The 26,789-nt window shown below is 54.6% G+C and carries 25 protein-coding genes and 1 pseudogene; 18 read left to right on the top strand and 8 right to left on the bottom strand.

Annotated elements, in window-relative coordinates:
* Positions 1 to 68: 68 nt before the first annotated feature.
* The 6 genes from aspS to ruvB all read left to right on the top strand — a co-directional run bounded on the left by aspS (position 69) and on the right by ruvB (position 5,370).
* Positions 69 to 1,856 (top strand): aspartate--tRNA ligase, encoded by a 1,788-nt coding sequence (gene aspS / locus ACSEMK_RS13780; RefSeq protein WP_020078458.1) that lies wholly within the window; start codon positions 69 to 71, stop codon positions 1,854 to 1,856.
* Position 1,857: 1 nt separating this feature from the next.
* A complete protein-coding gene (gene nudB / locus ACSEMK_RS13775) occupies positions 1,858 to 2,301 on the top strand; it encodes a dihydroneopterin triphosphate diphosphatase (protein ID WP_015365986.1) in 444 nt (147 codons plus the stop codon).
* A gap of 49 nt (positions 2,302 to 2,350) precedes the next feature.
* Positions 2,351 to 3,091, top strand: coding sequence for a YebC/PmpR family DNA-binding transcriptional regulator (locus ACSEMK_RS13770; RefSeq protein WP_015365987.1), 741 nt, complete (start codon positions 2,351 to 2,353; stop codon positions 3,089 to 3,091).
* A gap of 45 nt (positions 3,092 to 3,136) precedes the next feature.
* A complete protein-coding gene (gene ruvC, locus ACSEMK_RS13765) occupies positions 3,137 to 3,658 on the top strand; it encodes a crossover junction endodeoxyribonuclease RuvC (protein WP_015365988.1) in 522 nt (173 codons plus the stop codon).
* Positions 3,659 to 3,739: 81 nt separating this feature from the next.
* The gene (ruvA, locus tag ACSEMK_RS13760) at positions 3,740 to 4,351 is read left to right on the top strand and encodes a Holliday junction branch migration protein RuvA (protein ID WP_015365989.1); all 612 of its coding nucleotides are present in this window, start codon (positions 3,740 to 3,742) and stop codon (positions 4,349 to 4,351) included.
* Positions 4,352 to 4,359: 8 nt separating this feature from the next.
* Entirely contained in the window at positions 4,360 to 5,370 is a 1,011-nt protein-coding gene (gene ruvB / locus ACSEMK_RS13755; protein WP_015365990.1) for a Holliday junction branch migration DNA helicase RuvB, read from the top strand.
* 39 nt (positions 5,371 to 5,409) lie between these two features.
* On the opposite strand, the gene znuB is transcribed toward ruvB, so the two are convergent.
* Positions 5,410 to 6,195, bottom strand: a complete 786-nt coding sequence (gene znuB / locus ACSEMK_RS13750) for a zinc ABC transporter permease subunit ZnuB (protein ID WP_047077751.1) — start codon at positions 6,193 to 6,195, stop codon at positions 5,410 to 5,412.
* Positions 6,195 to 6,947, bottom strand: a complete 753-nt coding sequence (gene znuC, locus ACSEMK_RS13745; RefSeq protein WP_430914550.1) for a zinc ABC transporter ATP-binding protein ZnuC — start codon at positions 6,945 to 6,947, stop codon at positions 6,195 to 6,197. Before znuC ends, znuB begins: the two co-directional genes overlap by 1 nt.
* Positions 6,948 to 7,025: 78 nt before the next feature.
* Between znuC and znuA the strand changes: the two genes are divergently transcribed.
* From znuA to lpxM, 3 genes are all read left to right on the top strand, one after another.
* On the top strand, positions 7,026 to 7,970 hold the full coding sequence (gene znuA / locus ACSEMK_RS13740; protein WP_087860665.1) for a zinc ABC transporter substrate-binding protein ZnuA: 945 nt from the start codon (positions 7,026 to 7,028) through the stop codon (positions 7,968 to 7,970).
* 15 nt (positions 7,971 to 7,985) lie between these two features.
* Positions 7,986 to 9,305 carry a murein DD-endopeptidase MepM gene (gene mepM / locus ACSEMK_RS13735; RefSeq protein ID WP_045376156.1) on the top strand — a complete coding sequence of 440 codons (1,320 nt, stop codon included), beginning with the start codon at positions 7,986 to 7,988 and terminating at the stop codon, positions 9,303 to 9,305.
* A gap of 126 nt (positions 9,306 to 9,431) precedes the next feature.
* Positions 9,432 to 10,403, top strand: a complete 972-nt coding sequence (gene lpxM / locus ACSEMK_RS13730) for a lauroyl-Kdo(2)-lipid IV(A) myristoyltransferase (RefSeq protein ID WP_045376153.1) — start codon at positions 9,432 to 9,434, stop codon at positions 10,401 to 10,403.
* Between the two features lie 101 nt (positions 10,404 to 10,504).
* Here lpxM and pyk read toward each other — a convergent pair whose 3' ends face one another.
* Together pyk and ACSEMK_RS13720 are read right to left on the bottom strand one after the other, a co-directional pair.
* Positions 10,505 to 11,947: a pyruvate kinase gene (gene pyk / locus ACSEMK_RS13725; RefSeq protein WP_015365996.1), complete on the bottom strand. Its 1,443-nt coding sequence runs from the start codon at positions 11,945 to 11,947 to the stop codon at positions 10,505 to 10,507.
* 125 nt (positions 11,948 to 12,072) lie between these two features.
* Positions 12,073 to 12,977, bottom strand: a pseudogene (locus ACSEMK_RS13720) (MurR/RpiR family transcriptional regulator).
* Between the two features lie 319 nt (positions 12,978 to 13,296).
* Here ACSEMK_RS13720 and zwf point away from each other — a divergent pair.
* The 3 genes from zwf (at position 13,297) to ACSEMK_RS13705 (ending at position 17,486) form a co-directional block, all read left to right on the top strand.
* Entirely contained in the window at positions 13,297 to 14,772 is a 1,476-nt protein-coding gene (zwf, locus tag ACSEMK_RS13715; protein ID WP_045390321.1) for a glucose-6-phosphate dehydrogenase, read from the top strand.
* Positions 14,773 to 14,994: 222 nt separating this feature from the next.
* Positions 14,995 to 16,806, top strand: a complete 1,812-nt coding sequence (edd, locus tag ACSEMK_RS13710; RefSeq protein ID WP_087860541.1) for a phosphogluconate dehydratase — start codon at positions 14,995 to 14,997, stop codon at positions 16,804 to 16,806.
* A 38-nt stretch (positions 16,807 to 16,844) separates the two neighbouring features.
* Positions 16,845 to 17,486, top strand: a complete 642-nt coding sequence (locus ACSEMK_RS13705; protein WP_015366001.1) for a bifunctional 4-hydroxy-2-oxoglutarate aldolase/2-dehydro-3-deoxy-phosphogluconate aldolase — start codon at positions 16,845 to 16,847, stop codon at positions 17,484 to 17,486.
* A 53-nt stretch (positions 17,487 to 17,539) separates the two neighbouring features.
* Here ACSEMK_RS13705 and purT read toward each other — a convergent pair whose 3' ends face one another.
* Positions 17,540 to 18,718 carry a formate-dependent phosphoribosylglycinamide formyltransferase gene (gene purT / locus ACSEMK_RS13700; RefSeq protein ID WP_430914549.1) on the bottom strand — a complete coding sequence of 393 codons (1,179 nt, stop codon included), beginning with the start codon at positions 18,716 to 18,718 and terminating at the stop codon, positions 17,540 to 17,542.
* 136 nt (positions 18,719 to 18,854) lie between these two features.
* Between purT and ACSEMK_RS13695 the strand changes: the two genes are divergently transcribed.
* From ACSEMK_RS13695 to ptrB, 3 genes are all read left to right on the top strand, one after another.
* The gene (locus ACSEMK_RS13695) at positions 18,855 to 19,208 is read left to right on the top strand and encodes a YebG family protein (RefSeq protein WP_113373571.1); all 354 of its coding nucleotides are present in this window, start codon (positions 18,855 to 18,857) and stop codon (positions 19,206 to 19,208) included.
* Between the two features lie 105 nt (positions 19,209 to 19,313).
* Positions 19,314 to 19,985 (top strand): tellurite resistance TerB family protein, encoded by a 672-nt coding sequence (locus tag ACSEMK_RS13690; RefSeq protein ID WP_113373572.1) that lies wholly within the window; start codon positions 19,314 to 19,316, stop codon positions 19,983 to 19,985.
* 122 nt (positions 19,986 to 20,107) lie between these two features.
* Positions 20,108 to 22,168: an oligopeptidase B gene (gene ptrB / locus ACSEMK_RS13685; protein ID WP_430914548.1), complete on the top strand. Its 2,061-nt coding sequence runs from the start codon at positions 20,108 to 20,110 to the stop codon at positions 22,166 to 22,168.
* Between the two features lie 2 nt (positions 22,169 to 22,170).
* On the opposite strand, the gene exoX is transcribed toward ptrB, so the two are convergent.
* The gene (gene exoX, locus ACSEMK_RS13680) at positions 22,171 to 22,830 is read right to left on the bottom strand and encodes an exodeoxyribonuclease X (RefSeq protein ID WP_087860546.1); all 660 of its coding nucleotides are present in this window, start codon (positions 22,828 to 22,830) and stop codon (positions 22,171 to 22,173) included.
* A 79-nt stretch (positions 22,831 to 22,909) separates the two neighbouring features.
* Entirely contained in the window at positions 22,910 to 23,140 is a 231-nt protein-coding gene (locus ACSEMK_RS13675) for a DNA polymerase III subunit theta (protein ID WP_015366007.1), read from the bottom strand.
* A 134-nt stretch (positions 23,141 to 23,274) separates the two neighbouring features.
* Here ACSEMK_RS13675 and yobA point away from each other — a divergent pair, with 134 nt between their 5' ends.
* The 3 genes from yobA to ACSEMK_RS13660 are packed head-to-tail and all read left to right on the top strand — an operon-like array spanning position 23,275 to position 24,877.
* Entirely contained in the window at positions 23,275 to 23,649 is a 375-nt protein-coding gene (yobA, locus tag ACSEMK_RS13670; protein WP_087860547.1) for a CopC domain-containing protein YobA, read from the top strand.
* Positions 23,650 to 23,652: 3 nt separating this feature from the next.
* Complete coding sequence (gene copD / locus ACSEMK_RS13665; RefSeq protein WP_113373574.1) at positions 23,653 to 24,522, top strand: copper homeostasis membrane protein CopD; 870 nt, start codon at positions 23,653 to 23,655, stop codon at positions 24,520 to 24,522.
* Between the two features lie 13 nt (positions 24,523 to 24,535).
* The gene (locus ACSEMK_RS13660) at positions 24,536 to 24,877 is read left to right on the top strand and encodes a YebY family protein (RefSeq protein ID WP_430914547.1); all 342 of its coding nucleotides are present in this window, start codon (positions 24,536 to 24,538) and stop codon (positions 24,875 to 24,877) included.
* Positions 24,878 to 25,344: 467 nt separating this feature from the next.
* On the opposite strand, the gene ACSEMK_RS13655 is transcribed toward ACSEMK_RS13660, so the two are convergent.
* Entirely contained in the window at positions 25,345 to 26,439 is a 1,095-nt protein-coding gene (locus ACSEMK_RS13655; protein WP_430914546.1) for an acyltransferase family protein, read from the bottom strand.
* Positions 26,440 to 26,789 lie beyond the last annotated feature (350 nt).

The raw sequence follows: 26,789 nt of genomic DNA, 5'->3' as shown, positions 1-26,789 counted from the left end.
GCAAAGCTGCGACCTCGTCGCCTGCATGGCAGGCAACATCCGCCTGCGGCTAAGTTAAGGGATATCTCATGCGTACAGAATATTGCGGACAGCTACGTCAGTCCCACGTGGGGCAGCAAGTGACCCTGTGTGGTTGGGTCAACCGTCGTCGTGATCTCGGTAGCCTTATCTTCATCGATATGCGCGACCGTGAAGGCATCGTGCAGGTGTTTTTCGATCCGGATCGTGCGGATGCATTAAAACTGGCTTCCGAACTGCGTAATGAGTTCTGCATCCAAATCACCGGTACCGTGCGTGCGCGTGAAGAGCGCAACGTTAACCGCGAGATGGCCACCGGCGAAATCGAAGTGCTGGCGTCTGACCTGACCATCATCAACCGCGCGGAAGCGCTGCCGCTGGACTCCAACCACGTCAACACCGAAGAAGCGCGCCTGAAATACCGCTACCTGGACCTGCGTCGTCCGGAAATGGCTCAGCGCCTGAAAACCCGCGCAAAAATCACCAGCTTCGTGCGCCGCTTCATGGACGATCACGGGTTCCTCGATATCGAAACCCCGATGCTGACCAAAGCCACGCCGGAAGGCGCGCGTGACTATCTGGTGCCGTCGCGCGTACACAAAGGTAAATTCTACGCGCTACCGCAGTCTCCGCAGCTGTTCAAACAGCTCCTGATGATGTCCGGCTTCGATCGTTACTATCAGATAGTCAAATGCTTCCGCGACGAAGACCTGCGTGCCGACCGTCAGCCTGAATTTACCCAGATTGATGTTGAAACCTCGTTCATGACCGCGCCGCAGGTGCGTGAAGTGATGGAAGATCTGGTACGCAAGCTGTGGCAGGACGTGAAGGGCGTAGACCTCGGTCAATTCCCGGTGATGACCTTTGCTGAAGCAGAGCGTCGTTACGGTTCCGATAAGCCGGACCTGCGTAACCCGATGGAGCTGGTAGACGTAGCCGATCTGGTGAAAGCGGTAGAATTCGCCGTCTTCTCCGGCCCGGCTAACGACGCCAAAGGCCGCGTTGCTGCCTTACGCGTGCCGGGCGGCGCGGCGCTGACCCGTAAACAGATTGATGAATACGGCAAATTCGTGCAGATCTACGGTGCGAAAGGGTTGGCCTATATTAAAGTGACCGAGCGTGCGAAGGGCCTTGAAGGCATCAATAGCCCGGTGGCGAAATTCCTCAACGCCGAAATCGTTGAAGCTATCCTTGAGCGCACCGGTGCGCAGGACGGCGACATGATCTTCTTCGGCGCTGACAACAAGAAAGTGGTTGCCGATGCCCTCGGCGCGCTGCGTCTGAAGCTGGGCAAAGACCTGAATCTCACCGACGAGACCAAATGGGCGCCGCTGTGGGTTATCGACTTCCCGATGTTCGAAGACGACGGCGAAGGCGGCCTGACTGCGATGCACCACCCGTTCACCTCGCCGAAAGATATGACCGCCGCTGAGCTGAAAGCCGCGCCGGAAGACGCTGTGGCTAACGCCTACGACATGGTCATCAATGGCTACGAAGTCGGTGGTGGTTCGGTGCGTATCCACAGCGGTGAAATGCAGCAAACCGTGTTTGGTATTCTGGGCATTAACGAACAAGAACAGCGTGAAAAATTCGGCTTCCTGCTGGATGCGCTGAAATACGGTACGCCGCCGCACGCCGGCCTGGCGTTTGGCCTCGATCGCCTGACCATGCTGCTGACCGGTACCGATAACATCCGTGACGTTATCGCCTTCCCGAAAACCACGGCTGCCGCGTGCCTGATGACCGAAGCGCCGAGCTTCGCGAATCCTGCCGCGTTAGGCGAACTGGGGATTCAGGTTGTGGCGAAAGAGGCAAAAGAGTCTCCGGAGAACAACTAAGATGTCATTCAAGCTGCCCGTCTCCGTTCTGGTGGTGATTTACGCCGAAGATACGAAGCGGGTGCTGATGTTGCAGCGACGCGACGATCCCGCTTTCTGGCAGTCGGTTACCGGCAGCCTGGAAGAGGGGGAAACCGCGTTGCAGGCCGCCGCGCGCGAAGTAAAGGAAGAGGTCGCCATTGACGTTGCTCGCGAGCAACTGGCCTTAATTGACTGTCAGCGTACGGTGGAGTTCGAGATATTTTCTCACTTACGTCATCGCTATGCGCCGGGCGTCGAGCGCAATACGGAATTCTGGTTCCGTCTTGCGCTGCCCCATGAGCGCCAGATTGTTTTCACTGAACATCTGGATTACCGCTGGGTTAGCGCGTCGGATGCCGCCGCGCTAACTAAATCGTGGAGCAACCGGCAGGCGATTGAAGAATTTGTAATTAACGCCGGGTAACTTCCCGCGGCGTTTGTCGCGGAAAGACGGCTTTTTTGGAGAGTTTTTTATGGCAGGTCATAGTAAATGGGCCAACACCAAACACCGCAAAGCGGCGCAAGATGCCAAGCGCGGTAAGATCTTTACTAAAATCATCCGCGAGCTGGTCACCGCTGCGCGTCTGGGCGGCGGCGATCCGGCATCCAACCCGCGTCTGCGCGCGGCGGTAGATAAAGCGCTGTCCAACAACATGACTCGCGACACCCTGAACCGCGCTATCGCGCGCGGCGTCGGCGGTGATGAAGACGCGAACATGGAAACCATCATTTATGAAGGTTACGGCCCGGGCGGCACTGCGGTAATGGTTGAATGTCTGAGTGACAACCGTAACCGTACCGTCGCCGAAGTGCGCCACGCCTTTACCAAAACTGGTGGTAACCTCGGAACCGACGGCTCCGTGGCCTATCTGTTCAGCAAAAAAGGCGTGATCTCCTTCGAGAAAGGCGACGAAGACACCATCATGGAAGCTGCGCTGGAAGCGGGTGCTGAAGACGTAGTTACCTATGACGACGGCGCCATTGACGTTTACACCGCCTGGGAAGAGATGGGCGCGGTACGTGATGCGCTGGAAGCTGCAGGCCTGAAAGCTGACGCTGCTGAAGTCTCAATGATCCCGTCGACTAAAGCGGATATGGATGCGGAAACCGCGCCGAAGCTGCTGCGTCTTATTGATATGCTGGAAGACTGCGACGACGTGCAGGAAGTGTATCATAACGGCGAAATCTCCGATGAGGTTGCCGCAACGCTGTGATGCCGGTAGCCGGTATCGCGGGTGAGTTAATACTGGAGGCGCGTGATGGCCATTATTCTCGGCATTGACCCGGGGTCACGCGTGACCGGTTATGGCGTGATTCGCCAGGTCGGGCGGCAGTTGAGCTATCTTGGCAGCGGATGCATCCGCACCAAAGTAGACGATCTGCCGTCGCGGCTGAAGCTGATTTACGCCGGCGTCACCGAAATTATTACCCAGTTCCAGCCTGACTATTTCGCTATCGAGCAGGTCTTTATGGCGAAAAATGCCGATTCGGCGTTGAAACTTGGGCAGGCACGCGGGGTGGCGATTGTCGCGGCGACGAACCAGGACCTGCCGGTCTTTGAGTACGCTGCCCGCCAGGTTAAGCAAACCGTCGTCGGCATCGGTAGCGCGGAAAAGAGCCAGGTACAGCATATGGTGCGTACTTTGCTGAAACTTCCGGCAAATCCGCAGGCGGATGCGGCGGATGCATTGGCCATCGCCATCACCCATTGCCACCTCAGTCAGAACCTGGCTCAGATTAGCGAGACCCGGCTCAATCTGGCGCGAGGGCGGTTACGATAATCACAAATCAGGCTGGATATTCATCCAGCCTTTTTTTATGATAACGCATTAAACTTTCGGCCCTTTATTCAGGAGCGCTACGTGATAGGCAGACTCAGAGGCATCATTCTCGAAAAGCAACCCCCGCTGGTATTACTGGAAACCGGGGGCGTAGGTTATGAAGTCCATATGCCGATGACCTGCTTCTACGAGCTACCGGAAGCCGGGCAGGAAGCCATCGTCTTCACCCATTTTGTGGTACGCGAAGACGCGCAGCTGCTCTACGGCTTTAACAACAAGCAGGAACGCACCCTGTTTAAAGAGCTTATCAAAACCAACGGCGTCGGGCCGAAGCTGGCGCTGGCTATCCTTTCCGGCATGTCGGCGCAGCAGTTCGTGAATGCCGTTGAGCGTGAAGAAGTCGCCTCGCTGGTGAAACTGCCGGGTATTGGCAAGAAAACCGCTGAGCGTTTAATTGTCGAAATGAAAGACCGCTTTAAAGGCCTGCATGGCGACCTGTTTACTCCGGCCGCCGATCTGGTGCTGACGACGCCTGCCGGCCCAACTGCCGACGACGCGGAGCAAGAAGCGGTTGCCGCGCTGGTGGCGCTGGGCTATAAACCACAAGAGGCCAGCCGGATGGTGAGCAAAATCGCCCGTCCGGACGCTAATAGTGAAACGCTAATCCGCGAAGCGCTGCGCGCGGCGTTGTGAGGTAAGGGATGATTGAAGCAGATCGGCTGGTATCAGGCGACAGCATTGGTTTCGAAGAGGCCGCTGACCGCGCTATCCGCCCCAAATTGCTCGCAGAGTACGTCGGCCAGCCGCAGGTGCGTTCGCAGATGGAGATCTTTATCCAGGCGGCGAAACTGCGCGGCGATGCGCTCGATCACCTGCTGATTTTTGGCCCGCCGGGTTTGGGGAAAACCACGCTTGCCAATATCGTCGCCAACGAAATGGGCGTGAATCTGCGCACCACCTCCGGCCCGGTGTTGGAAAAGGCCGGAGACCTGGCGGCAATGCTGACCAACCTTGAGCCGCATGATGTCCTGTTTATTGATGAGATCCACCGCCTTTCGCCAGTAGTGGAAGAGGTACTGTATCCGGCGATGGAAGATTACCAGCTGGATATCATGATTGGCGAAGGCCCGGCCGCACGCTCGATTAAAATCGATCTGCCGCCGTTTACCCTGATTGGCGCGACCACCCGCGCTGGTTCATTGACTTCGCCGCTGCGCGACCGCTTTGGTATCGTACAGCGCCTCGAGTTTTATCAGGTGCCGGACCTGCAGCACATTGTTGGCCGCAGCGCCCGTCATATGGGGCTGGAGATGAGCGAAGAAGGGGCGCTGGAAGTCGCCCGTCGCGCGCGCGGTACGCCGCGTATCGCCAACCGCCTGCTGCGCCGGGTGCGCGACTTCGCCGAAGTCCGTCACGATGGCACTATCTCCGCTGAGATCGCCGCTCAGGCGCTGGATATGCTCAACGTGGATGCCGAAGGGTTTGATTATATGGATCGCAAGCTGCTATTGGCGGTAATCGACAAATTCTTCGGTGGGCCGGTCGGCCTCGATAATCTCGCGGCGGCTATCGGCGAGGAGCGCGAAACCATTGAAGACGTGCTGGAGCCGTACTTAATTCAGCAGGGGTTCCTGCAGCGCACGCCGCGTGGCCGAATGGCGACGGTGCGCGCCTGGAATCACTTCGGTATTACCCCGCCGGAAATGCCCTGATGAAACCCGGTAGCTTTCCGCTACCGGGTAGCCTCTCAATCAACTCGCCGCTTTCTTCGTCATACTCAGAACAAACAGCGCCGCTGCGCACAGCACAACCGAAGGGCCTGCAGGGGTATCGTAGAACGCCGAGAAGGTTAATCCCCCGGTTACCGCCAGCATACCCACGCCAACGGCTACTGCGGCCATCTGTTCCGGCGTGCGGGCAAAGCGGCGGGCGGTAGCGGCCGGGATTATCAACAGCGAAGTGATGATCAGCGCGCCGACGAATTTCATTGCCACGCCGATAGTCAATGCCGTCACCAGCATCAGCAACAGTTTAACCCGCTGCAACTTCACGCCGTCAACAAACGCTAAATCAGGGCTGATGGTCATCGCCAGCAGGTTGCGCCACTGCCAGAGCAGAATCGCAATGACGATCACCACGCCGATGGCGATGGAAATTAAATCCTCCGGCGTGACGGCTAACAGATCGCCAAACAGGTAGGCCATCAGGTCAACGCGAACGTTTGACATCAGGCTCACCACCACCAGACCGAGCGATAGCGCGCTGTGCGCCATAATACCGAGTAGGGTATCGACCGCCAGGTGCGGGCGTTTCTCCAGCCATACCAGCCCGCCTGCCAGCAGCAGCGTGACCACGATAACCGCATAAAACGGATTAACGTTGAGCAATAGACCAAACGCCACGCCAAGCAGCGAAGCATGCGCCAGCGTATCGCCAAAGTAGGACATTCTCCGCCAGACCACGAACGAACCCAGGGGGCCTGCCGCGCAGGCGAGCATCATGCCGGCTAACCAGCCGGGTAACAGTAATTCAATCATCAGCGGCCATTTCCTCGACGCAGTACAATCCGCCCCTGCAGGTCGTGGCGGTGATTATGTTGGTGACGATAAATGCCCAGCTGTTCCGCGCCGCGCGGGCCGAACATGGAGATAAATTCCGGATGCATCGAGACCACTTCCGGAGTTCCGGAGCAGCAAATATGCTGATTCAGGCACAGCACTTCATCGGTTTTGGCCATCACCAGGTGGAGATCGTGGGAAACCATTAAGACCGCGCAGTTCAGCTCCTGACGCAGTTGATTAATTAAATCATACAATGCCACCTGACCATTGACGTCGACGCCCTGGGTCGGTTCATCCAGCACCAGAAGTTGTGGTTGATTCAGCAGGGCGCGCGCCAGCAAAACGCGCTGGGTTTCGCCACCGGAGAGCTTTTGCATTGGCGCATCGATTAGATGCCCGGCCTGCACACGCTGCAGCGCCGGCATAATATCCTGCTTGCGGGTATCGGGACGCAGGCGCATAAAGCGGCTGACCGTCAGCGGCATGGTAGCATCAAGATGCAGTTTTTGCGGCACATAGCCGATACGCAGATTTTTCTCGCGCTGGATAGCACCTTCTGTCGGCGTCACCAGGCCGAGCACCACGCGCACCAGCGTCGATTTCCCGGCGCCATTTGGGCCAAGAAGCGTTAAAATTTTGCCTGGTTTTAGCGTTAGCGAAATGTCAGACAACACGCGCCGCTGGCCGTAGACGACCGCGACTTTTTCCAGCGTTACAAGATTCGTCATGTCAAATTAGGGGTTGCACTAGCGATTGAATGTTATAATATCACATCACTTTCGCTCATTACGATGATTAGTCGCATTATGTTACATAAAAATACGCTTCTTTGCGCTGGACTTAGCGCCGCTTTTTTGTTCGCTCATGCCCCGGTGGCTCATGCTGCCGTCGTCGCTTCCATGAAACCCCTTGGCTTTATCGCTTCCGCTATCGCCGATGGCGTAACGGATACCCAGGTTTTGCTACCTGACGGTGCTTCCGAGCATGATTATTCCCTGCGCCCATCTGATGTAAAACGCTTACAGAACGCAGACTTAGTGGTGTGGATTGGTCCAGAAATGGAAGCATTCATGGACAAGTCAACGCAAAGCATTGCGGAGCAGAAAAAGGTCACTATCGCGCAGTTGGATGGGGTGAAACCGTTGCTCATCAAAGGGACGGATGATGACGATGACGAACATGGTCACGAACATGCTAATGGCGAAAAAAGTGACGGCGATCACCATCACGGCATTTACAATATGCATCTGTGGCTCTCCCCAGAGATAGCGCGGCTCTCAGCGGTTGCAATCCACGATAAATTATTGGAACTTATGCCGCAGAGTCGAGCCAAACTTGACGCCAACCTGAAGGAATTTGAGGCAAAATTAGCCGCAACCGACAAACAGGTGAGTAACGAGCTGGCGCCGGTGAAAGGTAAGGGATATTTCGTTTTTCATGACGCCTATGGCTACTACGAAAAACATTACGGTTTGACCTCATTGGGGCATTTTACCGTCAACCCTGAAATCCAGCCTGGTGCGCAGCGTTTACACGAAATAAGAACACAGTTGGTTGAGCAAAAAGCGACTTGCGTTTTTGCTGAGCCACAATTCAGGCCAGCGGTTATCGAAGCTGTTGCCAGGGGGACCTCCGTGCGCATGGGAACCCTGGATCCACTTGGAATCGGAATTAAACTGGGTAAAGACAGTTACCCACAATTCCTGAGCCAGTTGGGGCATCAGTATTCAAGCTGCCTGAAAGGAGATTAACGAGGAAGTGAATACGTGCAACAGATAGCCCGCGCTGTCACTCAGGCATTCAACAACTTGCCGCGACCTCATCGCGTTATGCTGGGGTCGTTGAGCGTTCTAACATTAGCGGTCGCCGTCTGGCGGCCCTACATCTACCACCCGGAATCAGCCCCGATAGTCAGAACGATTGAGCTGGAAAAAAGCGAAATCCGCTCTTTGTTGCCGGAAGCTTCCGAACCCATCGATCAGGCGCCGCAGGAAGAAGAAGCTATCCCGCAGGACGAGCTCGACGATAAATCCGATAGCGACTCCGGCGGCCATGAATATGTGGTTTCCACGGGCGATACGCTGAGCAGTATTCTTAATCAGTACGGTATTGATATGGGCGACATCGCTCAACTCTCCTCTGCTGATAAAGAGCTGCGTAATCTTAAAATCGGACAACAGCTCTCCTGGACGCTAACCGCCGATGGCGATCTACAAAGCCTGACGTGGGAGATGTCGCGCCGCGAGACGCGTACCTATAATCGCGTCGCCAATGGCTTTAAAATGAGCAGCGAGCTGCAGAAAGGGGATTGGGTCAATAACGTCCTGAAAGGCACCGTTGGCGCCAGCTTCGTCTCCAGTGCTCGTGATGCTGGCCTCACCAGTACGGAAATCAGCGCGGTCATCAAAGCGATGCAGTGGCAGATGGACTTCCGTAAGCTGAAAAAAGGCGATGAATTCTCGGTTCTGATGTCGCGTGAAATGCTGGATGGCAAGCGCGAGCAGAGCCAGCTGTTAGGCGTGCGTTTACGTTCCGATGGCAAAGACTATTACGCGATCCGTGCCGAAGATGGCAAATTCTACGATCGCAACGGTACGGGTCTGGCGAAGGGCTTCCTGCGCTTCCCGACCTCGCGTCAGTTCCGCGTGTCGTCCAACTTCAACCCGCGTCGCCTGAATCCGGTGACCGGTCGCGTCGCGCCGCATCGCGGCGTTGACTTCGCTATGCCGCAGGGCACGCCGGTGCTTTCCGTCGGCGATGGTGAAGTGGTGGTGGCGAAACGCAGCGGCGCGGCAGGCTACTATGTTGCCGTGCGTCATGGCCGCACCTATACCACCCGTTATATGCACCTGCGTAAGCTGCTGGTGAAACCGGGGCAGAAAGTGAAACGCGGCGACCGTATCGCGCTGTCGGGCAATACCGGGCGTTCTACTGGCCCGCACCTGCACTATGAAGTCTGGATCAACCAGCAGGCGGTTAACCCGCTGACGGCAAAACTGCCGCGTACCGAAGGTTTAACCGGTTCCGACCGTACCGATTACCTGGCGCAGGCCAAAGAGGTTATCCCGCAGCTGCGCTTTGATTAGTCTGAATTATCTTCACTGAAAGCCGGTGCCCGCTATGCGCCGGCTTTTTCTTTTGTGCGATGAGTGACGTATCGCTAAACTAAGCCATTATCTTTATTGATTGAGCAGACCTTCTGCGGACCGGGCATGGAAACGAAAAAAAATAACATTGAATTTATCCCCAAATTTGAGAAATCTTTTTTACTGCCGCGCTACTGGGGCGCGTGGCTGGGCGTTTTCGCCTTCGCCGGAATCGCGCTGACGCCTCCCTCTTTCCGCGACCCCATTCTCGGCAAACTGGGGCGTTTTGTAGGCCGTCTGGCAAAAAGCTCCCGTCGTCGGGCGCAGATTAACCTGCTGTACTGCTTCCCGGAAAAAAGCGAACAAGAGCGTGAAGCTATCATCGATGCGATGTATATGTCGGCTCCGCAGGCAATGGTGATGATGGCCGAACTCGGCATGCGCGATCCGCAGCGCGTGATGTCCCGCGTTGACTGGCAGGGGAAAGAGATCATTGACGAGATGCGCCGTAATAATGAAAAGGTCATCTTTTTAGTGCCGCACGCCTGGGGCGTGGATATTCCGGCGATGCTGATGGCTTCAGGCGGGCAAAAAATGGCGGCGATGTTCCATAACCAGGGAAATCCGGTCTTTGATTACGTCTGGAACACCGTACGCCGTCGTTTTGGCGGGCGCATGCACGCGCGTAACGATGGTATCAAGCCGTTTATTCAATCGGTGCGCCAGGGCTACTGGGGCTATTATCTGCCCGACCAGGATCACGGCGCCGAGCATAGCGAATTTGTCGATTTCTTTGCGACTTACAAAGCGACGCTCCCGGCGATTGGCCGTCTGATGAAAGTCTGCCGTGCGCGCGTAGTGCCGCTGTTCCCGGTGTATGACGGTAAAACGCATCGTCTGACGGTACTGGTACGCCCGCCGATGGACGATCTGCTGGAAGCCGATGACACGACGATTGCGCGTCGTATGAACGAAGAGGTTGAGATTTTCGTCAGGCCGCACACCGAACAGTATACTTGGATCCTGAAACTGCTGAAGACGCGTAAGCCGGGCGAAACTGAGCCTTATAAGCGCAAAGAACTGTTTCCGAAGAAGTAAGCTGTATGTGCTGCGCTGAGCAGGGCTATGGCGCCTGCATTTACCAGAATAACAAGCATAAAAAAGCCTCCGTAAGGAGGCTTTCCCATCACTGAAGGCGATTACTCGACGGTCAGAATACGGGTGGTGTTGGTGCTGCCAATGGTGCTCATCACGTCGCCCTGGGTGACGACCACCAGGTCGCCGGAGACCAGATAGCCTTTATCACGTAGCAGGTTAACCGCATCGTGCGCGGCGGCAACGCCGTCGTTATGGCTATCGAAATGCACCGGCGTCACGCCACGATAGAGCGCCGTCAGGTTCAGGGTGCGCTCGTGACGGGAGAGGGCGAAAATCGGCAGGCCGGAACTGATACGCGAAGTCATCAGCGCGGTGCGGCCGGACTCGGTCATGGTGATAATCGCGGTAATGCCTTTCAGGTGGTTGGCCGCATACATCGCCGACATGGCAATCGCTTCTTCGACATTGTCGAACTGGACGTCAAGACGGTGTTTGGAAACGTTGAGACTTGGGATCTTCTCTGCGCCCAGGCACACGCGCGCCATCGCGGCGACGGTTTCTGACGGATACTGGCCGGCAGCGGTTTCTGCGGACAGCATTACGGCATCGGTACCGTCCAGCACGGCGTTCGCCACGTCCATGACTTCCGCACGGGTCGGCATTGGATTGGTGATCATCGATTCCATCATCTGCGTGGCGGTGATGACCGAGCGGTTAAGCTGGCGAGCGCGGCGGATCAGCGCCTTCTGGATACCCACCAGTTCCGGATCGCCGATTTCCACACCGAGATCGCCGCGAGCCACCATCACCACGTCGGAGGCGAGAATAACGTCGTCCATGGCATCCTGATCGCAGACCGCTTCCGCACGTTCGACTTTGGCGACGATTTTCGCATCGCAGCCAGCGTCACGGGCCAGACGGCGCGCGTAGTTCAGGTCTTCGCCGCAACGCGGGAAGGAGACCGCCAGGTAATCAACGCCAATTTTTGCGGCGGTAACGATGTCGGCTTTGTCTTTATCGGTTAATGCTTCTGCAGACAGCCCGCCGCCGAGTTTGTTGATACCTTTATTGTTAGATAGCGGGCCACCAACGGTAACTTCGGTGAAAACTTTCATCCCCTGTACTTCCAGGACCTTCAGCTGCACGCGACCATCATCGAGCAGCAGGATATCGCCTGGCACGACGTCCGCCGGCAGGCCTTTATAGTCGATGCCGACTTTTTCTTTATCGCCTTCACCTTTACCCAGGTTGGCGTCGAGCAGGAATTTGTCGCCAATGTTAAGGAAAATTTTGCCTTCTTTGAAGGTAGAGACACGGATTTTCGGCCCCTGCAGGTCGCCGAGAATCGCTACGTGACGGCCCAGTTTTGCTGCAATTTCACGGACTTTGTCTGCGCGGAGCTGGTGATCTTCCGGGGTACCGTGAGAGAAGTTCATGCGTACGACGTTAGCGCCCGCGGCGATAACCTTTTCGAGGTTGTTATCGCGGTCAGTTGCCGGACCTAAGGTCGTTACGATTTTGGTTCTGCGAAGCCTTCTGGACATGTAATACTCCGTTGACTAAAACAACTTTGGTGTTGCGTGAACATGGATTCGGTAGCGCCAAATCCGCTAACGGGCGGAACTGCTACGCTGCCGAGACATAATTGGTCTCTGACTTATAATGACTATTATTGTTTATCACTACTCATGAGTAGTTCTTTATCAAAGCGCGATTCCTTCAGCGCTTCCTTGACCCTCTTCAAGTTATCTCTGAATTTTGCTCCGCGGCGCAGGGTGAAGCCGGTCGCCAGCACATCAATTACCGTGAGCTGGGCCAGACGCGACACCATTGGCATATAAATATCGGTGTCTTCCGGGACGTCCAGAGTAATGGCCAGCGTCGACTCCCGCGCCAGCGGGGTGCCGGCTGAAGTAATGGCAATGACCATGGCATCGTTTTCACGCGCCAGCTGCGCCAGTTCAACCAGGCTTTTGGTGCGCCCGGTGTGTGAAATGATGACCACCACGTCATCATCGTTACAATTCATACAGCTCATGCGCTGCAGGACAATATCGTCGGAGTAGATGACCGGGACGTTAAAACGGAAAAATTTATTCATCGCGTCATGCGCGACGGCGGCTGAAGACCCCAGGCCGAAGAAGGAAATTTTCTTCGCCTGGGTAAGCAGATCCACTGCCCGGTTGACCGCCGACATATCCAGCGCGTGATGCACCTGATCGAGGCTGGCCATTGCTGATTCGAAAATTTTCGCCGTATAGGATTCGACGCTGTCGTCTTCATCGACATTACGGTTAACATAGAGGGTACCGTGTGCCAGACTTTGTGCCAGATGCAGTTTAAAATCGGGGAAGCCCCGGGTTTCCAGGCTGCGACAAAATCGGTTTACGGTCGGCTCGCTGACGCCGGCTTCCAGCGCCAGGGCCGCAATGCTTGAGTGAATGGCCTGCGCCGGGGTGGCAAGAATGACTTCCGCCACTTTGCGTTCAGATTTGCTAAGGTTTTCCAGTCGGGACTGGATTTTTTCCAGCATGTTCATTGTTTACAGGCGCTCATCAATGGAAACGATTTCATTAATGGGTGAAATCATCAGGCGTTTTAGCAAGAATATACCCCTCCGCAATCAGAAGCGGTGAGGAATGACGAGAAAAAATGTCGTTTTTTTTCATTACATGATCAGAGTCGTATTTTACTAACTGAAAACCAGACGAAACAACGAACATTCTTAGCCTGATGCCCAATTTGTCGGCGAACGCTTTTCCTCTATGTGCGGTAACGTCGGGAAAGCACCGCCAAGGGTTTCAGGAAATTCGTAAACACAGTACAGTGCAGCGTAAGAAAATTACAAATTTAGCCTGGCATAAGCACCAGACTATCAACTGAGGAGAATGACATGGCGGTAACGCAAACGGCCCAGGCATGCGATCTGGTCATTTTCGGCGCGAAAGGTGACCTCGCGCGCCGTAAACTGTTGCCTTCCCTGTATCAGCTTGAAAAGGCTGGCCAGATTAACCCTGAAACCCGCATCATCGGCGTAGGTCGCGCCGATTGGGATAAAGACGCTTACACTAAAGTCGTACGTGAAGCGTTAGAAACCTTCATGAAAGAGAAAATCGACGAAGGTCTATGGGATACCCTGAGCGGTCGTCTGGACTTCTGTAACCTTGATGTCAACGATACCAGCGGTTTTACGCGTCTGGGCGAAATGCTGGATCAGGAAAACCGCGTCACCATTAACTACTTCGCGATGCCGCCCAGCACATTCGGCGCTATCTGCAAAGGTCTGGGCGAAGCGAAGCTGAATGCCAAACCCGCGCGGGTGGTGATGGAAAAACCGCTCGGAACCTCACTGGAAACCTCGCGTGAAATCAATGACCAGGTGGGTGAGTATTTCGAAGAGTGCCAGGTTTACCGTATCGACCATTACCTGGGCAAAGAGACGGTACTGAACCTGTTGGCGCTGCGCTTTGCTAACTCCTTGTTCGTCAATAACTGGGACTGCCGCACCATTGACCACGTTGAAATCACCGTGGCGGAAGAAGTGGGTATTGAAGGCCGCTGGGGTTATTTCGATCAAGCCGGGCAGATGCGCGACATGATCCAGAACCATCTGCTGCAGATCCTGTGCATGATCGCCATGTCGCCGCCGTCCGATCTGACTGCCGACAGCATCCGCGATGAAAAAGTGAAAGTGCTGAAATCGCTGCGCCGTATCGATCGCTCGAACGTGCGTGAGAAAACCGTCCGCGGTCAGTACACCGCCGGGTTTGCGCAAGGCAAAAAAGTACCGGGCTATCTGGAAGAAGAGGGCGCTAACAAATCCAGTAATACGGAGACCTTTGTGGCCATCCGCGTGGATATCGATAACTGGCGCTGGGCTGGGGTTCCGTTCTACCTGCGTACCGGTAAACGCCTGCCGACGAAATGCTCCGAAGTGGTAGTTTACTTCAAAACTCCGGAACTGAACCTGTTCAAAGAGACCTGGCAGGAGCTGCCGCAGAACAAATTGACCATTCGTCTGCAGCCGGATGAAGGTGTGGATATTCAGGTGCTTAACAAAGTTCCAGGCCTCGATCACAAGCATAATCTGCAGATCACCAAGCTGGATCTGAGCTACTCCGAAACCTTCAATCAAACTCACCTGGCGGATGCCTACGAACGCCTGCTGTTGGAAACCATGCGCGGTATCCAGGCTCTGTTCGTGCGTCGCGATGAAGTAGAAGAAGCGTGGAAGTGGGTAGACTCCATTACCGGCGCATGGGCGGCCGACGGCGACGCGCCGAAGCCTTACCAGGCAGGGACCTGGGGACCGGTGGCGTCGGTGGCGATGATCACCCGCGATGGCCGTTCCTGGAACGAATTCGAGTAAGTGTATCGTTAATCCGGGAGAGTTATTTTACCGGTAACATGATCTGGCGCAGTCTGGCGCATAATTTTTAATCTTTTAAGCCCCGGGAGGATTCACCCCCGGGGCTTTTTTTATTACACTGCCCGTAGACATTTTGCCCCTGAGCCCCAGTGGTGGTGCCATGTACACCATTCTTCGACGTCATCGCGCGGTGGCCGGACAGATAAATTTTGAGGAGCCTCTATGAATTCGACAATGTTACGGGTAACAAATCGCATTATCGAACGGTCGCGCGAAACCCGCTCAGCCTACCTCGCACGGATTAATCAAGCCAAAAGCGATACCGTCCATCGTTCACAGTTGGCCTGCGGCAACCTGGCGCACGGTTTTGCCGCCTGTCAGTCAGAAGATAAAGCGTCACTGAAGAGCATGTTGCGCAACAACATCGCCATTATCACCTCCTATAACGATATGTTGTCCGCCCACCAGCCTTATGAACATTATCCGGATATCATTCGCAAAGCCTTGCACTCCGCCAATGCGGTAGGGCAAGTGGCCGGCGGCGTGCCGGCAATGTGTGACGGCGTGACGCAGGGCCAGGATGGTATGGAACTGTCGCTGTTGAGCCGCGAAGTGATTGCCATGTCTGCCGCCATCGGTCTGTCGCACAATATGTTCGACGGCGCGTTGTATCTGGGCGTATGCGATAAAATTGTTCCCGGACTGACCATGGCGGCGCTCTCCTTCGGCCATCTGCCGTCGGTATTTATTCCGTCTGGCCCGATGGCCAGCGGCCTGCCGAATAAAGAAAAAGTGCGCATTCGTCAGCTGTACGCCGAAGGTAAGGTTGACCGTATGGCGCTGCTTGAATCCGAAGCCGCCTCTTATCATGCGCCGGGCACCTGTACCTTCTACGGTACCGCCAACACCAACCAGATGGTGGTTGAGTTTATGGGAATGCAGTTGCCTGGTTCCTCGTTTGTTCATCCGGACGCTCCGCTGCGCGAAGCGCTGACCAGCGCCGCCGCGCGTCAGGTGACGCGCATGACCGGTAACGGCAATGAGTGGATGCCGCTGGGCAAAATGATTGACGAAAAAGTGGTGGTCAACGGTATCGTTGCGCTGCTGGCGACCGGCGGTTCCACCAACCACACGATGCATCTGGTGGCGATGGCGCGCGCGGCGGGCATTATCATTAACTGGGATGATTTCTCCGATCTTTCCGATGTGGTGCCGCTGCTGGCGCGTCTGTATCCAAACGGTCCGGCGGACATTAACCACTTCCAGGCGGCAGGCGGCGTGCCGGTACTGGTTCGCGAGCTGCTGAAAGGCGGATTGCTGCACGAAGATGTCAACACGGTTGCCGGCTTCGGGCTGTCGCGTTACACCATGGAACCATGGCTGAATAACGGCGAACTGGACTGGCGTGAAGGGGCGACCGCGCCGCTTGACGATCAGGTCATCGCTACCTTCGAGAAACCGTTCTCCCGCCATGGCGGTACCAAAGTGCTGAGCGGTAACCTCGGTCGTGCGGTAATGAAAACCTCCGCAGTGCCGGTTGAGAACCAGATTATCGAAGCGCCAGCGGTCGTCTTTGAGAGCCAGCACGACGTGCTACCCGCGTTTGAAGCGGGGCTGCTGGATAAAGATTGCGTAGTCGTCGTACGCCATCAGGGGCCGAAAGCGAACGGTATGCCAGAATTACATAAACTTATGCCGCCACTTGGTGTATTATTGGACCGCCGTTTCAAAATTGCGCTGGTCACCGATGGCCGACTTTCCGGCGCATCAGGCAAGGTACCGTCAGCCATCCATGTAACTCCTGAAGCCTACGATGGCGGGCTGCTGGCGAAAGTGCGCGATGGCGACATCATTCGCGTTAACGGGCAGACCGGCGAGTTGACCCTGCTGGTCGATGAAGCCGAATTGGCCGCCCGCCAGCCGCATATTCCTGACCTGAGCAGCTCGCGGGTCGGTACCGGCCGCGAGATGTTCGGCGCGCTGCGCGAGAAGCTCTCCGGAGCCGAGCAGGGCGCAACCTGCATTACTTTTTAAGACGATTCGATTTGTAGATCTGGCGAGAGAAAACTCTGATGAAAAACTGGAAAACAACTGCAGAAGCAATCCTGACTAACGGCCCGGTCGTACCGGTTATCGTGGTGAAAAAGCTGGAACACGCGGTGCCGATGGCGAAAGCGCTGGTTGCAGGCGGTGTACGCGTTCTGGAAGTCACGCTGCGCACCGAGTGCGCGCTGGAAGCTATCCGCGCTATCGCCAAAGAAGTGCCGGAGGCGATTGTCGGCGCCGGCACCGTGACCAACGTTGAGCAACTGAAAGCCGTTACTGAAGCAGGCGCGCAGTTCGCTATTAGCCCGGGCCTGACCGAATCCCTGCTGAAAGCGGCGACCGGCGAAGGCACTATCCCGCTGATCCCGGGTATTAGCACCGTATCCGAGCTGATGCTGGGCATGCAGTATGGCCTGAAAGAGTTCAAATTCTTCCCGGCGGAAGCGAACGGCGGCGTGAAAGCGCTGCAGGCGATTGCGGGTCCATTCGGCCACATTCGTTTTTGCCCGACCGGCGGCATCTCTCCGGCGAATTACCGCGACTATCTGGCGCTTAACAGCGTGCTGTGCATCGGCGGCTCCTGGCTGGTTCCAGCCGACGCGCTGGAAAACGGCGACTACGATCGCATCACCAAACTGGCCCGCGAAGCGGTAGAAGGCGCGAAATAATTTCTGCGCCTTAAATGACAGAAGCCCGGCGCGCGTGAGCGACCGGGCTTTTTTTATCCCTTCACGACAACCGCGGCGGCGGCGGTTTTGGCGCGGCTGATGGCTTCATCGACGTTATCAGCAACCGCCAGCGTAACGCCCAGGCGACGCGCGCCGGCGATTTCCGGTTTACCGAACAGACGCAACTGCAGACCCGCGCCGACGGCGGCCTGCAGATTGCTAAAGGTCACGTTCTCACTGGTTAGCTGCGGTAAAATCACCGCCGATGCCGCCGGGCCATACTGGCGGATGGCGCCGATCGGCAGGCCAAGGAAGGCGCGAACGTGCAGGGCGAATTCCGATAGATCCTGCGAGATCAGAGTGACCATACCGGTATCGTGCGGGCGAGGGGAGACTTCGCTGAAGATCACCTCATCGCCGCAAACGAACAATTCAACGCCGAAGAGCCCATATCCACCCAGCGCCAGCACCACTTTGCGGGCGATCTCCTGCGCGCGTTGCAGCGCGAGATCGCTCATCTGTTGGGGCTGCCAGGATTCACGGTAGTCGCCATCTTCCTGACGATGGCCTACCGGGGCGCAAAAGTGGACGCCGTCGACGGCGCTGACGGTGAGCAGCGTAATTTCAAAATCAAAATTTACCACTCCTTCGACGATGACGCGTCCGGCGCCTGCGCGCCCGCCCTGTTGAGCGTATTGCCAGGCGGCGCTGAGCTGCTCAGCCGAGCGGATAAAACTTTGGCCTTTACCCGAGGAGCTCATCACCGGCTTAACGATACAAGGCAGACCAATTTCGGCGACGGCAGCGCGGAAGCCTTCTTCACTGTCGGCAAAACGATAGGCAGAGGTGGGGATCAGCAGTTCTTCTGCCGCCAGCCGGCGAATGCCTTCACGATTCATGGTGAGTTTCGCGGCTCTCGCCGTCGGCACCACTGTTTGCCCGGCTTGTTCCAGTTCAACCAGAGTGTCGGTAGCAATGGCTTCGATCTCCGGCACGATATAATCCGGTTTTTCTAAGGCGATCAGTTCACGCAGCGCGTCGCCGTGCAGCATGTTGATGACGTGAGAACGATGGGCCACCTGCATCGCCGGCGCATCGGGATAGCGGTCGACGGCGATGGTTTCAATACCCAACCGCTGGCATTCAATGGCGACTTCTTTTCCGAGCTCGCCGGAACCTAACAACATTACCTTCGTGGCCGCGGGGCGCAGCGCGGTACCTAATAAAGTCATAATCTACTCTCAGCGTAAACAGAACATGCCGCGCATTATAAACGAAAACGTTTGCGTCTGTCTTTATACGCGTAAGTTGAGAACGGCGGCGAAATTTGATATACTGTATATAAATACAGTATAAAGAGGCTGCACAATGGCGGTTGAAATCAAATACGTCGTGATCCGTGAAGGTGAGGAAAAAATGTCTTTTGCCAGCAAAAAAGAGGCCGATGCTTACGACAAAATGCTCGATTTGGCAGAGGTGCTCAATGACTGGCTGGTCGCGTGCCCGCTGGAATTAGATGAAGCTCAGCGTGACAATATGTCGATGTGGCTGGCCGAGCGCAAAGACGCCTTACACCACATTCTGAAGTCAGGGAAATTGCCGGAAGCAGAAGATCATGCTGATGCGGCGGCAGAAATGCCGGAGTCGGCAATTGCCGAGGCTGAGTCCTCTTCCGCCGAAGAAGGCGCCGCAAAAAAACCGCGGAAAGTGAAAGCTGCCTGATAACCGGGCGCAACGGAAATTTTCGCATCTTTAGCCAGCCATAACATTTCCTGACGTCTCGTCGTTTAGGCTGATGGCATCGCATCTCGCGCTATGAGGAATGTTATGGCTAACTGGCTTAATCAACTTCAGTCCCTGCTGGGCCAGCAGGGTAACCCCGTCTCCGCTGAAAAGTCGTCATCCGCTAAAAACCTGCTGCCCGGCGCATTGGGCGGTCTTGCGGGCTTATTGGTCGCCAGCAAATCATCGCGCAAGCTGCTGGCGAAATATGGCACCGGCGCGCTGCTGGTTGGCGGCGGCGCGGTGGCAGGCAGCGTGCTGTGGAATAAATATCAGCAAAAAATGCGCGGTCAGCAGGCGGATATCGTGACACAGACATCAACAGCGCCTGCCCAGGAACCGGTTGTGCTCGATGCGCGCAGCGAGCGGCTGATTACCGCGCTAGTCTTTGCCGCCAAAAGCGACGGTCATATTGACGAACGTGAACGTCAGCATATAGAAGAGCAGTTGCGCGCGGCGAACATCGACGTGCAAGGCCGGGTGTTGATCGACAGGGTTTTAACCCAGCCGCTCGACCCGCAGCGGCTGGCGCAAAGCGTGCGCGATGGGCAAGAAGCGCTGGAAATTTACTACCTCAGCTGTGCGGTAATTGATATCGACCATTTTATGGAGCGCAGCTACCTGGATGCGCTCGGTGACGCGCTCAAACTGCCTGAAGATGTCCGCGAAGAGATAGAACGCGATGTTCAGGCGCAAAAGCAGGCGCTTGATTCTTAAAAGAGAGCGTTCCGCTTGCATCGCTGGCCACTTTTGCCACCCTTATAGACACGACATCGTTCAGGGCGCACGATGCCCTGAGTGATTTTGTGATTCCATAATAAGACGCAGAAGAATAACGCATGCTACCGAAAGCCAAACGGATCCCCCACGCCATGACGCTACATGGCGACACTCGCATCGATAATTACTACTGGCTGCGCGATGACGAACGCGCGCACCCGGAAGTGCTGGATTATCTCCATCAGGAAAATGACTACGGTAAAAAGGTGATGGACTCGCAAAGCAGCCTGCAGGAGCGGGTGCTGAAAGAAATCATCGATCGCATTCCGCAGCGGGAGGTCTCCGCACCTTATAGCAAAAATGGCTACCGCTATCGTCAGGTCTATGAACCCGGCTGTGAATACGCGATTTACCAACGTCAGTCAGTGCTCAAAGAAGAGTGGGATGAATGGGAGATTTTGCTCGACGCCAACCAGCGGGCGGCGAAAAGCGAATTCTACACTCTCGGCGGATTAGGCGTCGCGCCGAACAACCAGCTGATGGCGGTGGCGGAAGATTACCTTTCACGGCGTCAGTATGGCTTACGTTTTAAGGATCTGAACAGCGGCGAATGGTCGGCTGAAATCCTGGAAAACGTCACGCCAGGATTCGCCTGGAGCAACGACTCGCGCTTCTTGTGGTATGTGCGCAAACATCCGACGACGCTGCTGCCTTATCAGGTCTGGCGGCATGCCATTGGCACCACCGCAGATAACGATGTCCTGGTCTACGAAGAGAAAGACGACACGTTTTACGTCAGCGTGCATAAGACTACCTCCCAGCAGTTTGTGGTGATTTATCTTGCCAGCGCCACCACCAGCGAAGTGTTATTACTTAACCCGGAGCTTCCCGATGCGACACCGGTGTGTTTTTTGCCACGACGTAAGGATCATGAATATAGCCTCGACCATTATCAGCACGCGTTTTATCTGCGTTCTAATCGCGAGGGCAAAAACTTCGGGCTTTACCGCACCGTGCTCCGCGATGAAGACCAGTGGCAGACGCTGATCCCAGCGCGTCCTGACGTGATGCTCGAAGGCTTTACTCTATTCACCGACTGGCTGGTGGTTGAGGAGCGTCAGCGTGGCTTGACCAGCCTGCGGCAAATCAACCGTAAAACGCGAGAAGTGGTAGGTATCGCCTTTGACGATCCCGCCTACGTCACCTGGCTTGCCTATAATCCGGAACCGGAGACCTCGCGGCTACGCTATGGTTATTCATCGATGACTACTCCGGATACGCTGTTTGAGCTGGATATGGATACCGGCGAGCGGCGGGTTATCAAACAACAGGAAGTGCAGGGCTTTGACGCTGCCTGTTATCGCAGCGAACATCTGTGGGTGACAGCGCGTGACGGCGTGGAGGTGCCGGTATCGCTGGTCTATCACCGCGAACACTTTCGTAAAGGGGCCAACCCGCTACTGGTGTACGGCTATGGCTCTTACGGCGCCAGCATGGACGCCGATTTTAGCGCCAGCCGTCTGAGCCTGCTGGATCGCGGTTTTGTCTTTGCAATAGCCCATATTCGCGGCGGCGGCGAACTTGGCCAGCAGTGGTATGAAGACGGCAAATTCCTCAACAAAAAGAATACCTTTAACGATTATCTGGACGTCTGCGATGCGCTGCTGGCGCAGGGATATGGCGACCCTAAATTATGTTATGGCATGGGCGGCAGCGCCGGCGGCATGCTGATGGGCGTGGCGATTAACCAACGACCGGAGTTGTTCCATGGCGTAGTGGCGCAGGTGCCGTTTGTTGACGTACTGACCACCATGCTCGACGAATCTATTCCGCTCACTACCGGTGAGTTTGAGGAGTGGGGAAACCCGCAGGACGAAACCTATTATCACTATATGAAGAGCTATAGCCCCTATGATGGCGTATCTGCCCAGGCTTATCCGCATATGCTAGTGACCACCGGGCTGCATGATTCGCAGGTGCAATATTGGGAGCCCGCGAAGTGGGTGGCGAAGCTACGCGAGCTGAAAACCGACGACAATCTGCTGCTGCTATGTACCGATATGGATTCCGGGCATGGCGGCAAGTCGGGACGGTTTAAAAGCTACGAGGGCGTGGCATTGGAATACGCCTTTTTAATCGCCCTCGCGCAGGGGACTTTGCCCGGCAAGGTGGAAGTGTAGCGTTACTCGCCGAGATAGTGTTTAAGGGTCAGACGCAGTTCCGGGCTCATCCGGTCCAGGTTATTGAACAGCCAACGTAAATAGCCTGGATCGTTTTCCGCCACTTCCGACACCGCTTTGCCGCGATATTTGCCGAAGGTAAAGGTAGTCAGCAGCGCCGGGCGGCCGGTAATGTTGGCCATTTCATCCGGCGACCAGCCGGAGACCTGCATAATATCCAGCAGTAAGGCTGCGGTGATATAGCAGTCATACAGCGCGCGGTGGTGATGCAAACCCGGCGGGGTAGCTACGCTCAGCTTGCGCGACTTATACAACCCCATATTGCTGTACTTAATCCCCGGCCACAGGCGGCGCGCCAGCTTCATAGTACAAATCCACTCGCCGTTCATTTCCGGTAATACCCGGCGATCGAAACTGGCGTTATGGGCGACATACCATGGGCTGCCCTGGTAGTGCGGCACGATTTCTTCAATCCAGGGCTTATCGGCCACCATCTCTTCAGTAATGCGATGGATTGCCATTGCCTGCGGGCTGATTGGGCGGTCAGGGCGCACCAGATGACTCATGGGATTCGTTATCTGGCCGTCGATGATATCGACGGAGGCAATTTCAACTATGCCGCCCTGTAAACCGCAGGTTTCGGTATCGATTACGCGCAGCATGGCTTACTCCTCGCCAAAAACACCAGCGTAATAGAATGCGCGGCGGTTGCCAATGGGCAGAATCTCAAGGAATGAGCAATCATTTCGCTTTCGGTTCATACGGCAGGCGGGAAAGTGACACGGATGCCAGACGGTGCGCGATCAGTCGTTCACGAAACCAGTCGCGCAGGTGAGCGGGTTGCTCTCGTTCGACGAGATCGGCAACGACGGGCATATTGTAGCGTTCTTTAAAAGCGACGCCGGCCGCTGCGAGGTCAACGTTGACCTTGTCCATTTCATCTTGCGAAATTTTTGCCAGATTATTTGCCATCAGTACCTCCTTCATTACGGCGCAAAAGTTACTAAGCGTGACGCTGAAAGGCAAGTCCCGGATGCTTAGCTCGACTCTGCTATTATACAGGGTTATTCTCTGTCCAACATACATAACAAAAAGGAATGACGTTAATGCGAAACATCGCCGGACGCGCGCTATACGCCGCCGTATTTCTCAGCGCTATGTTGACCACCGCCAGCGCTTTTGCCCATGCCCATCTCCAGCAACAAATCCCGGCGGCCGATTCGACGGTCTCAACGTCGCCGCAGGCGCTCACCTTAACCTTCAGCGAAGGGGTGGAAACCACTTTCAGCGGCGTGACCCTCAGCGGCCCGCAGAATAAACCAGTGGCTACCGGCAAACTGGCCCGCAGCGACGGTAATAAAGCGCAATTAACGCTGCCGCTGAATGAACCGCTGGCGGCGGGCGAGTACACCGTAGAGTGGCATGTGGTCTCCGTTGACGGCCATAAGACCAAAGGGCAATACCACTTCAGCGTGAAATAAACCATGCTGTCGGGAATATATGTCGGCCTGCGGTTTGTCCACTTCATCTCATTGATGACGGCCTTCGGTTGCGCGCTGTACGGCGCATGGTGGGCGCCAGTCTCGCTGCGTCGCCTGTTGATGCAGCGTTTTTATCCACTGCTGCGCTACCTGCTAATGATTAGCGCTATTTCAGCCACTTTGATGCTGATGGCGCAGGGCGGGTTGATGGGGGATGGCTGGAACGATGTCTGGCAACCTGCAATCTGGCGCGCTGTTATCGGGACGCAGTTTGGCGGCGTCTGGCTGTGGCAGATGGTACTGGCGTGGATTGCGCTGACTGTTGCGTGGATCAAACCGCGTCGCCCGGCGCGTCTGTTGTTGCTGCTATTTTGCGCGCAGTTGTTGTTAATGGCAGGCGTGGGGCATGCGGCGATGAACGATGGTTGGACTGGCGCATTACAGCGTACTAATCACGCGCTACATCTGTTCTGCGTCGCTGCCTGGGCCGGTGGGCTGCTGCCATTTGTCTACTGCCTGCGGCTGGCGCGCGGGCGCTGGCGTCAGGTAGCCATAACCGCCATGATGCGCTTTTCACGCTACGGGCATTTGGCCGTGGCTGGCGCGATTGCCAGCGGGATTGGCAATACGCTGTTGATACAGGGGCGGCTGATTGGCGATTCACCGTGGGGAGTGATGTTGTTGTTCAAATGTGCGCTGGTCGCCGGGATGGTAGCAATTGCGCTGGTGAACAGGTATGTTCTGGTACCGCGAATGTCAGGTAACGGCTCGTGGGCGGAACGAACTATTTTACGCACTACACAGCTGGAAATGGCGCTTGCCGCGCTGGCAATACTAGCCGTCAGCCTGTTCGCGACCTGGCAACCTAATTGAATTAACTGGCTAAATGATGAAAAAAATCGTTCTGACAATGTTGTTACTGGCAAGCTCAGGCGCCGCGTTGGCGGCGCCACAGGTGATTACCGTGAGCCGTTTTGAAGTGGGTAAGGACAACTGGGCGTTCACCCGTGAAGAAGTCATGTTAACCTGCCGCCCGGGTAATGCGCTGTACGCCATCAACCCGAGCACCCTGGTGCAGTATCCGCTGAATGATGTCGCCGTGCAGGAAGTGAAGGCCGGTAAGACTACCGCACAGCCGATTTCCATCATTCAGGCTGACGATCCGCAGCATCCGGGGCAAAAAATGAGCCTGGCGCCATTTATCGAACGAGCGCAAAAGCTTTGTTGATAATGACCTATATCACTTTGTTTTAAAGGTAAAAAACCGCCGACGTTTGGTAAGAGAACGCGGCGGTTTTTTGTTATTTGTCAGCAATTTTTCAACCACTTTTGTCGCGGACTGGAAAACCTGTCACAGTCATCTATTCTTATAAGGCAAGGCGACTTAGCCTGCATTAATGCCAACTTTTAGCGCACGGCTCTCTCCCAAGAGCCATTTCCCTGGACCGAATACAGGAATCGTGTTCGGTCTCTTTTTATCTGTTATTCAGCGAGTTACACACATCCCGCTGAGAGTACTCAAACGGCCGAATGCTGAACTTTCTACCTTATATCACAACCAAAACCAGCTTAACATTATTTTTACATAAAAATTGCCGTCCTGCCGTTACGGCAACTCCGATACCCAAAATGCGGCTTTAGTGAAATGGCGCAACTTTGATGTGTGAAGGATCAAAGAGAGGGACAACTCCCTTTTTATACGGCCAACTTTGTCTCATGCGTTTTAACAGAATGTCTTTTTATATAGTATTTAAACACTTTCATCGCGGGTAATTCTATGAGTCGATATGATAAATAAGAGAAGACGAAAGTCAGGCTGAGTATAGCCGCGACTTTTATAACCCCTGGGATATCACTCCAAATCCAGTTGGTATGAATTCTGATGTACTGGTTAATTGCATAATGAATCAGATACATCGAATATGAAATATTGCCCAGAAAATGCAGGAACTTATTTTTGAACATTGCATTCCCGGCTTCAAAGTATAATGCTGTGAAGAATATTAAAAATGCCCCGTAAAAAATACCAGCCTTGAATAGTAAGCCATGACCACCATTGACATATAACATCGTCAAATATATTATTGATAATATAATTAAGGCTTGTTCAACGAGTTTGCTTCTATATTTTACAAGCCATCCTCTCAGTTCGAAAAGAGCCATCCCAGCAATGAATTCCCATGTGATTGTGGTACTAATAATTTTGAGTGGAACCTGATACCAATGTTGTACTAATATATTCGCAGACACATATCGGTTGAACTCAAAAGTGCCATTATATGTGATTTGAGATATGACTGTTAATGCTATTAAGAACAGGGAACATAGCACGGATCTGTATTTATGCGATACTTTCATAGCTACTGAAAATACAATATAAAAATAAATTTCATAGGTTAACGTCCATGGAGTCCCCATCAGGTTAAAGTCATACGCAGGAGCGGGGGCGGAGTAATTTTTATGAAACAGAAGTAATGATTTAATCATGGTCGATAGGTTAGCGTCGCGAAAAACGGTAACGCAATAGAATACCCAAACAATAAAAAGGCAAGGGTAAATTCGAACAAGTCTTTTCCCCAGGAATAAAGCCGTATTTTCATTACCATGTCTTGTAGCATAGGCAATAATAAACCCACTAATTATAAAAAATATATCCACACCAATCCTTCCGGCATCGAATAAATGCCCCCATTCATCACCCATATACCAGGAAATGTGAAGTAGTACGACTAATAATGCTGCTATGCCGCGAAGATAATGTATTGATAATATTTCTTGCTTGCTGTTCATTTAATCAACAACCTGAGGGGGGATTTCCGCAGATGTTACCACTTACAATGCGGGCTCTCAGCATAAATAAGAGGGGGTGGTGATCTACAAGTATTAGCAATTATTGCGCTCTGTTTTTATTTTTCATTATTATCAATTGGTTATGGATTTTTTGTTTTAGATGTTCATTTTTTTTGTTACTTTTTCAGAAAATATTTAATATAAATCGATGCGGTGTTTTAGCTCTTTATATATTGTTCCTGTATGGGTTGTTTGTTGGTATTTGAGGTGTGAATGATTTATTGACGGATTTAGAGATTAAATTAGCTATAACGCTCATATTTATATGCCAACCTAAACGTCAGGTTAAC

The sequence above is a fragment of the Klebsiella sp. K-3 genome, from assembly GCF_051207495.1.
GTDB lineage: Bacteria > Pseudomonadota > Gammaproteobacteria > Enterobacterales > Enterobacteriaceae > Klebsiella > Klebsiella aerogenes.
The sequence above is the reverse complement of the archived record's forward strand: the minus strand, read 5'-3'. Positions and strand labels throughout refer to the sequence as shown.